Annotated in this window: 6 protein-coding genes and 2 pseudogenes; 1 reads left to right on the top strand and 7 read right to left on the bottom strand. The window is 64.4% G+C overall.

Annotation, left to right across the window (positions count from 1 at the left end; genetic code table 11):
• The 7 genes and pseudogenes from RT028_RS18775 to RT028_RS18805 form a co-directional block, all read right to left on the bottom strand.
• A pseudogene (locus tag RT028_RS18775) lies at positions 1–180 on the bottom strand (glycosyltransferase family 1 protein); the annotation flags it as partial.
• Positions 165–1,763 carry a GNVR domain-containing protein gene (locus RT028_RS18780; RefSeq protein WP_312936772.1) on the bottom strand — a complete coding sequence of 533 codons (1,599 nt, stop codon included), beginning with the start codon at positions 1,761–1,763 and terminating at the stop codon, positions 165–167. The gene RT028_RS18780 and the pseudogene RT028_RS18775, both read right to left, overlap by 16 nt.
• A gap of 18 nt (positions 1,764–1,781) precedes the next feature.
• Positions 1,782–2,804 (bottom strand): polysaccharide biosynthesis/export family protein, encoded by a 1,023-nt coding sequence (locus RT028_RS18785; protein WP_312936774.1) that lies wholly within the window; start codon positions 2,802–2,804, stop codon positions 1,782–1,784.
• 21 nt (positions 2,805–2,825) lie between these two features.
• Complete coding sequence (locus RT028_RS18790; RefSeq protein ID WP_312936776.1) at positions 2,826–3,476, bottom strand: CpsD/CapB family tyrosine-protein kinase; 651 nt, start codon at positions 3,474–3,476, stop codon at positions 2,826–2,828.
• Position 3,477: 1 nt separating this feature from the next.
• Positions 3,478–4,224 carry a sugar transferase gene (locus tag RT028_RS18795; protein ID WP_312936778.1) on the bottom strand — a complete coding sequence of 249 codons (747 nt, stop codon included), beginning with the start codon at positions 4,222–4,224 and terminating at the stop codon, positions 3,478–3,480.
• The gene (locus RT028_RS18800) at positions 4,221–5,312 is read right to left on the bottom strand and encodes an NAD-dependent epimerase (RefSeq protein ID WP_312936780.1); all 1,092 of its coding nucleotides are present in this window, start codon (positions 5,310–5,312) and stop codon (positions 4,221–4,223) included. The genes RT028_RS18795 and RT028_RS18800 overlap by 4 nt, the downstream gene beginning before the upstream one ends.
• Positions 5,309–6,661: a UDP-glucose/GDP-mannose dehydrogenase family protein gene (locus RT028_RS18805; RefSeq protein ID WP_312936782.1), complete on the bottom strand. Its 1,353-nt coding sequence runs from the start codon at positions 6,659–6,661 to the stop codon at positions 5,309–5,311. Before RT028_RS18805 ends, RT028_RS18800 begins: the two co-directional genes overlap by 4 nt.
• Before the next feature lie 421 nt (positions 6,662–7,082).
• Between RT028_RS18805 and RT028_RS18810 the strand changes: the two are divergent.
• Positions 7,083–7,644 (top strand): annotated as a pseudogene (locus RT028_RS18810) (sulfatase); the annotation flags it as partial.

The raw sequence follows: 7,644 nt of genomic DNA on the forward strand, positions 1-7,644 counted from the left end.
GGCGGCGCGAAAGCGCGCCAGCAGCTCGCTCGGCGCGCCGAGAAACAGCACCTGGTGCTGGCCCGGCGCGCTCAGGCAGTGGTCCAGGAGCATGCGCTCGGCGCCATAGAAGCCGCCGCTGCCGAGCAAGTGCAGCACGGGACGGGCGAGGGCGGCGGGGCTGTTCAATTGCGCACCCAATGCACCAGGCGTGGCAGCGACCAGCGGCGGTAGGGGTTGGCCAGGATCGGGGTCTGGTCGTTGAGCACCAGCAGGACCGGCAGGTCGAGCTGCTGGGAGATCTGCGCCGGGTGCTTGAAGCGGCGGTCGAAGAACTCGCGCATGTACACCAGCGCCACGGCCAGCAGCAGGCCGGTGAGCAGGCCGAACGGGATGATCAGGCTCGGTTTCGGGAAGGCCGGATCGGTCGGTTCGTACGGCGCGCTGAGAATCCGCGCGTTGGACTGATCGCCGTTGAGCTGACGCTCGCCACGGGCTTCTTCGTAGCGCTGGGTGTAGGTGAAAAAGGCCTTGTGCAACGCCTCGATCTCGGTGTCGAGCTGGCGCGACTGGCTTTGCGTCTGTTGCAGTTGATGCACGCGGGTCTTGTACTCGGTGATGCGTTGGGTTTTCTGCTCGATCACACCCTGGATCACGGCCAGGTCCTTCTCACGCTCCTGAATCCGGTTGGCCACCACCTTGAGAAACTGCTGGCGGGTCTTGCCGATCTGCTCGCGCTGCAAGAGCATCTGTTCGCTGTTGGCCTGGAACACCGACAGGTCGTTGCCGTAGGTCAGCACCTGATTGGTCAGCTGGTCGCCCAGCAGCTTCACCTCGCGGTCCTCATAGCTCACGCCTTCATTGTTGTTGCCGCTGGTGAAGGTGTAGGGGAAGGCGTAATCGCGCAGGTTGGCGCTGCGCGCCGTGGCCAGGCCGGTCTTGAGGTAGGCCAGCCACTGGCTGCCTTGCAACAGGCGGTCGCCATACTGGTTCAGTGCTTGCTCTTCGGTGTTGATGGCGTTGAGGCGGAAGGTGATTTCCTCGCGCGGGTCAGCCGAGCCGATGTTTTCCAGCATGCCCAGGCGACGCTGCTCCAGGTCGCTGATGCGGGTCTGGTAGTGCTGCTTTTTCTGCTCATAGAACGCTTCGGGCAGCTCGTTCGATTGCAGGTCCTGGCGGTTGCGCAGGTAGTTGTCGAGCAGGCGCTGGACGAACAGCGTGCCCAGTGCAGGGTCGGGTGATGCGTAGTTCACCGAGACCACATTGGAGCCCGGCAGGGTCTCGACCTTGAGGTGCTTGATGGCATCCTCGGTGAGGGCGTCCAGTGGGTTGTCGCGCACCGGGTCGACGTCCAGCCCCACCCAGCTGCGCAGCGGATTGATCACGTGTTCGCGCAGGGGGTGGATCACCCCTTCGCGCAGCGGCGTCAGCACGAAGCGGTTGAGCAGGCTGGGCGGGATGACATAGCGGCCTTCATCGCGCAGCTGAGTGATGGTTTCGCGGATCAGCGTTGGCGAGCGCAGGATGTTGCTCTCGGTTTCCATGTCCGACAGGGTCGGCGGCACGAACTTGTCGCTTTCCTGGGACAGTGAGCTGTTGCTGTCGCTTTGCGAGAGTTTCTTCGACTGCACGATGACTTCGGCGTTGATCTCGAAGGTCTGCTTGAGCACCAGGGGCAGCAGCAGCGCCACCAGCGCAAAGAGCAGAAACACCCGCTTGGCCATCTGCCGGTTGGCGTAGAGCACCCGGAAGAACTCATGCACATAGTTTTCTTTGCTGTTCATGTCGAGGTCCCGAAGTGGTCAGTCAGAGCTGCTGTTCTTGTTGTCGACGCGGTAGCTGAAGCTGAAGCCAAAGCCCTGGAACAGCACCACGTCGGCCAGTTGCCGGGCCAGTTCGCCGGCACTGGCGAGCTTGGTCTTGGGCACGTAGAGCATGTCGTCGGGCTGCAGGTAGGCCACCTGTGCGGCGCTGGCGTCCAGGGCTCGGTCGATGTTGTAGGGGAAGGCCTGCACCTGGTTGCCGTTGCGCCGCAGAATCATCACCGAGTCCAGGCGCGCCTTGATGTTCGGTCCGCGCGCCAGGGTCAGCGCTTCGAGCACCGAGATCGGTCGGCGGATCGGGTAGGCGCCGGGCGCAGCCACCTCACCGAGTACGAAGATCTCGTTGGCGGCGGTGGACTTGAGCATCACGTCCACCGTCATGCGTCCGGGCAGGTCGGCGTAGCGCTTGTTCAGGAAGGTCTGCAGTTGCTGCACGGTCATGCCCTGCAGCGCCACCGCGCCGATCTCCGGAAAGCTGGCCATGCCATCGGTGCCCACGGTGATTTCGCGGCTCAGGCCGGTGCTGGGGTGGGTCAGCGAGCTGCGCAGGTTCTGCTCGTTGCTCATGGCGCTGAGCACCTGCACCGTGAGCTGGTCGCGGTTGGGCTGGAACAGGCTCTTGTTGCGGTAGGCCTGCTGAATGGTGCGGCGCGCTTCGTCGGCAGTCAGCCCGGCGACGTTCACCGTGGTGTTGGCCCGGGGCAGCTCGATGCTGCCGTCAGGCAGCACCAGCTGGTTGCCATTGAGCGAGCTGGCCGAGAGAAAGCCCAGGCCTAGGTTGTCGCCGGGCTGGATGCGGTAGGCCTGCGAGCCGCTGTTGCTGATGTGGAAGATCACATCGAGCACGTCCTGGGGCCGCAGCACCTGTTCGCGGCGCGGCAGTTCGCTGTCCTGGGCCTGGGCCGGGGTCGCGGTCATGATCTGCACCGGCATCTGCCGGGCCTCCTGGCTGGCGCAACCGGCGAGGGTCAGCAGGCACAGGGCAATCAGTGAGTGTTTCATGGAAAGCTCCTGGGTACGGGCCTAGAGGTGGTCGTAGAGCCACTTGGGCATGTAGTACTTGCGCTTGTTGAACACGCTGCCAATGACCGTGGCGCCGGCCTGGGCCAGGCGTTGCAAGGCGGCCTGGGCCACTTCCTGGCGGGTCTGTTCGGCGGTCACCACCAGGATCACGCCGTCGACCAGGCTGCCCAGCACCAGGCTGTCGGCGCTGGCGTACACCGCCTCGCCGTCGATCACCACGAAGCGGTAATGCCGGGTCAGTTGCGCCAGTAGCGCGCGCAGGTGCTCGGGGTCGAGGCGCTCGCGGCCGCGGCGGTAATTGCCCGCCGGCAACAGGTCGAAGGGCTGGTCGGAAAAACGCACCAGGCTGTCTTGCAGCAGTGGCGGCGTGTCATGGTCGAACAGCAGGTCGCTGAAGCCGCGCAGCTTGCCCAGGCCCAGCTGCTGGCTGAGGTTGTTGGTGCTCGGGCTGCTGTCGACCAGCAACACGTTGCCGGCACTCATCAGTGCCAGCTGGCTGGCAAACGCCAGTGCACTGGTACTGGTGCCGCCGCCGCTGTTGGCGGCCGTCAGCAGCAGCGTTCGCTGCTCGAGGTCGAGCACGGTGGCGGTCAGGTTGGTTTCGCTGGGGGTGGCGATGCTCAGGCTTCTCGATGATGTCGAACCGTCCATCTCAACTTGCTCCGTGGCCAGTGAAGACTGTGAAAGGAGTCTTGAGCAGGATCTTCAGGTCCAGCATCAGGCTCTGTTGGTTGATGTAACTGAGGTCGAGCTCGACGCGCTGGTCGAAGTCGATGTTGCTGCGCCCGGAGATCTGCCAGAGGCCGGTCATGCCGGGGTGGATCGACAGCCGCGCAAGGTGGTTGTCGTGGTAGCGGTAGGCGTTGAACGAGGTGGGCCGGGGGCCGACCAGGCGCATGTCGCCCATCACCACGTTGATCAGGTTGGGCAGCTCGTCGAGGCTGCTGCGCCGCAGCCAGCCGCCGACCGAGGTGATGCGCGGGTCCTGGTCGAGCTTGAAGTCGATGGAGTCGGCGCCGTGCTTGTTGAGGTGGCGCAAGGACTCCTTGAGGTCTTCGGCGTTGGCCACCATGGTGCGGAACTTGTACATGCCGAAGGTGCGCCCGCGGTAACCGGTGCGCCGCTGCACGAAGAACACCGGGCCTGCGCTGGAGCGCTTGATCAGCACTGCCAGCACGAGAAACAGGGGTGACAGCAGCGCCAGCAGCAGCAGGGCAGCGCAGCACGAGAGCACCCGGTTGGTGCGTGACAGGGTCCAGGGGCGCCCGCCCAGGCGCCCGCTGAACCAGCCGCGGCCCTGTTTGTGGATCGCCGCGTCGATGCGCTGGCGGTGCACCGGGTCCAGGCGCTTGTCGTGCTTGAGCGCTTGGCTCGGGATGCTGTGCGATGGACTGGTCATGACACCCTCCGGCGGTCGGCCTGCTCGCGTACCGGGCTCGGCGAGGGGCTGTGTGAGTAATGGTTCTTGAACCAGGCCACGAAGCGCCCGAGCCCTTGGTCGAGTGAGGTATGCGGGATGAAGCCGGTGATCTGAGCCAGGTCGCTGGCATCGGCGCAGGTGCTCAGCACGTCGCCGGGTTGCAGTGGCAGCAGCTCGATGTGGGCAACGCGCTGCAGGTGTTTTTCCAGCAGCGCGACGTAGTCGAGCAGTTGCACCGGCCGTTGCCCGCCAATGTTGTACAACCGCCATGGCGCGTGGCTGCTGGCCGTGTCCGGGGTCTGCGCGTTCCAGCTCGGGTTGGCCTGTGGCGGCAGAGGAATCAGGCGCACCAGGCTTTCGACGATGTCATCGATGTAGGTGAAGTCGCGCTGGTGGCGGCCTTCGTTGAACAGCTGGATCGGGCGGCCTTCGCTGATGGCGCGGGCGAACAGCATCGGCGACATGTCCGGCCGACCCCAGGGGCCATACACCGTGAAGAAACGCAGGCCGCTGCAGGGCACGCCGTACAGGTGGCTGTAGCTGTGGGCCATGGCCTCGTTGGCTTTCTTGGTGGCGGCGTACAGCGACAGCGGATGGTCGGCGCCTTCCTGGACCCGATAGGGCGTGCGCTGGTTGGCGCCGTACACCGAGCTGGACGAGGCGTACAGCAGATGGCTGACCGGGTTGCGCCGACAGCCTTCGAGCACGTTCAGAAAACCCGCCAGGTTGCTGTCCAGATAGGCATGCGGATTCTGCAGCGAGTAACGCACACCGGCCTGCGCGGCCAGGTGCACTACCACGTCCGGGCGCTGGGTGGCGAACAGCCCGGCCACGCCGTTGCGGTCGGCCAGGTTCAGGCTGTCGAGTGTCAGGCGGCCGATCGACACCCCGTTGAGCACATTGGTGCTGGCGTCGCGGCGCACCCATTGCACGCGCGCATGCTTGAGCGCCGGGTCGTAGTAGTCGTTGAAGTTGTCGACGCCATGCACGTCGTGGCCGTCGAGCAGCAAGCGGCGACAGGTGTGTGCGCCGATGAACCCGGCCACGCCGGTGACCAGCACTTTCATGATGCGTTGACCGACGGGGCGACCTGACGCAGGCCGATGCCGCTGTAGCGCAGACCATGGGCGGCCATCTGCTCGGGATCATAGAGGTTGCGCCCATCGATGATCAGGCGGCTGCGCAACTTGCTCGCCAGCAGGGCGAAGTCAATCACGCGAAAGTGCTTCCATTCGGTGCAGATCACCAGGGCATCGGCGTCCTGCAGGGTGTCGTCGCGGGTGGCGCACAGGTGCAGGTCGGCGCGGTAGCCATACAGCCGGCGGCATTCGTCCATGGCCTGCGGGTCGTAGGCGCGCACGTTGGCGCCCTCGGCCCACAGCGCTTCGATCAGGTAACGGCTGGGCGCTTCGCGCATGTCGTCGGTGTTGGGCTTGAAAGCCAAGCCCCAGACTGCGATTGATGCGCCCTCGAGGGGTTTGCCCAGGTGCTTTTCGAGCTTGGCGAAGAGCAGCCGGCGTTGCTGGTCGTTGACGTCGCTGACGCTTTGCAGCAGTTGCAGCGGCATGCCGCTCTGGGTGGCGCTGTGCAGCAGGGCGCGGATGTCCTTGGGGAAGCACGAGCCGCCAAAGCCACAGCCGGGGTAGATGAAGTGGTAGCCGATGCGCGGGTCCGAGCCGATGCCACGGCGCACTGCTTCGATGTCGGCGCCCAGGCGTTCGCTGAGGTTGGCCAGCTCGTTCATGAAGCTGATGCGGGTGGCGAGCATGGCGTTGGCGGCGTACTTGGTCAGTTCGGCGCTGCGGTTGTCCATGAACATCAGCTTTTCGCGGCTGCGGCTGAACGGCGCATACAGCTCGCCCAGCAGGTCGCCGGCCCGGTCGTCGTCGCTGCCGACGATGATTCGGTCAGGGCGCATGCAGTCAGCCAGGGCGCTGCCTTCCTTGAGAAACTCGGGGTTGGAGACCACGCTCACGCTCAGCTCGCCTTTGCCCAGGCGGCGCAATTCACCGAGCGCCAGTGCCTTGACCTGGTCAGCGGTGCCGACCGGCACCGTGGACTTGATGATCACGGTACGGTTGCTGGTCATCAGCGCGGCGATCTGCCGGGTGACGTCGAGCACGTGGCTGAGGTCGGCCGAGCCGTCTTCATCAGGTGGTGTGCCGACAGCGATGAACAGCAACTCGGCGTGGGCCACCGCATCGCTGGCCTGGGTGCTGAACGACAGGCGCCCGGCCTGCAGATTGTCTTCGAGCAATTCCGACAGCCCCGGCTCGCTGATCGGCGGCACCCCTTGGCTCAGTTGCGAAATCTTGTGCGTATCGACATCGACGCACAGTACCCGGTGACCCACATCCGCCAGGGCCACCGCCTGGACCAGGCCCACGTAACCACTACCAAAAACGCTCACGTCCATGCCGGCGTGCCTCAGGTTGAGTAAGGGAGATGAAACAGCGACGTGGAAGGTTTATAGCGCAGGGGGCGGAGAATGCGTCAAAGCAATGGCATGTTTCGTCGCAGTTACATCATCTACGGGTTTGGCACTTGGCCATCAATCCCTTTTGTATCCGTCACTTAGCGCGACAAGTGAATGACGGTGGCAGGAAGGCTATCGGATGAACGGTAGTAAGTGATTGATTATTAGCAGTACTTCGTAATAGACCGGCTCGCTAAGTGGTTTTTTCACCGCCAAAATAAGGCGATGTGATATCGCCGGTATCTTGACGTTTTTCACCTTGTGAATTGTTTCAACGGTGCTACGGTTGCAGTGAAAACCTGTGACCGGAGGGCTCGACATCATGCGTATGTGCATCAAATGGCTGTTGCTGGTGGGGTATCTGGCGTCGTTTCATGGCCAGTACCGCGAGCGTCTGGAAGCGCTGGGGGTGGGGTTGCCGCTGGTGCTCTATGCAGGACTGTTCATGCTGCTGGCAGGTGCGCTGCTGCTGGGCGCACTGACACGGCCTGCGCCGCTGCGCTGGGCGCTGGCGCTGGCCTTGGGTGCCAGTGCGGCGATGTTCGATGCCTATGTAAGGATCACCGACAGTTACCTGACCTACAGCGCCTTCGTGTCGATGGTGTATGCCGGTGGCTTCATTGAAGAGGCGTTGCAGCAGTACGGGGTGGCGATTGCGCTGGCACTGGGCAAGGCGCTGCTGGTGGTGGTCGGCATCGGCCTGCGTCCGCCGCCTGCGCCACGCGTGATGCGTGGCATACCGGTGCTGGCGCCGGCGCTGGCGCTGTTGCTGCTCATCGGCGTGCTGTTCGTGCGGGCCGGGGAGGGCGCGCGCGGCTTGCCCGTGATGTACACGCCGCTGGCCTACCTGACGTTGTTCGGCTACGAGAGCCTGCACAACAGCGTTGGCCCACGCCAAGGGGTCAGCCTGGCGCGGCCACAGG

It is taken from the genome of Pseudomonas sp., from assembly GCF_032058845.1.
In the GTDB taxonomy this organism is placed as follows: Bacteria; Pseudomonadota; Gammaproteobacteria; order Pseudomonadales; family Pseudomonadaceae; genus Aquipseudomonas.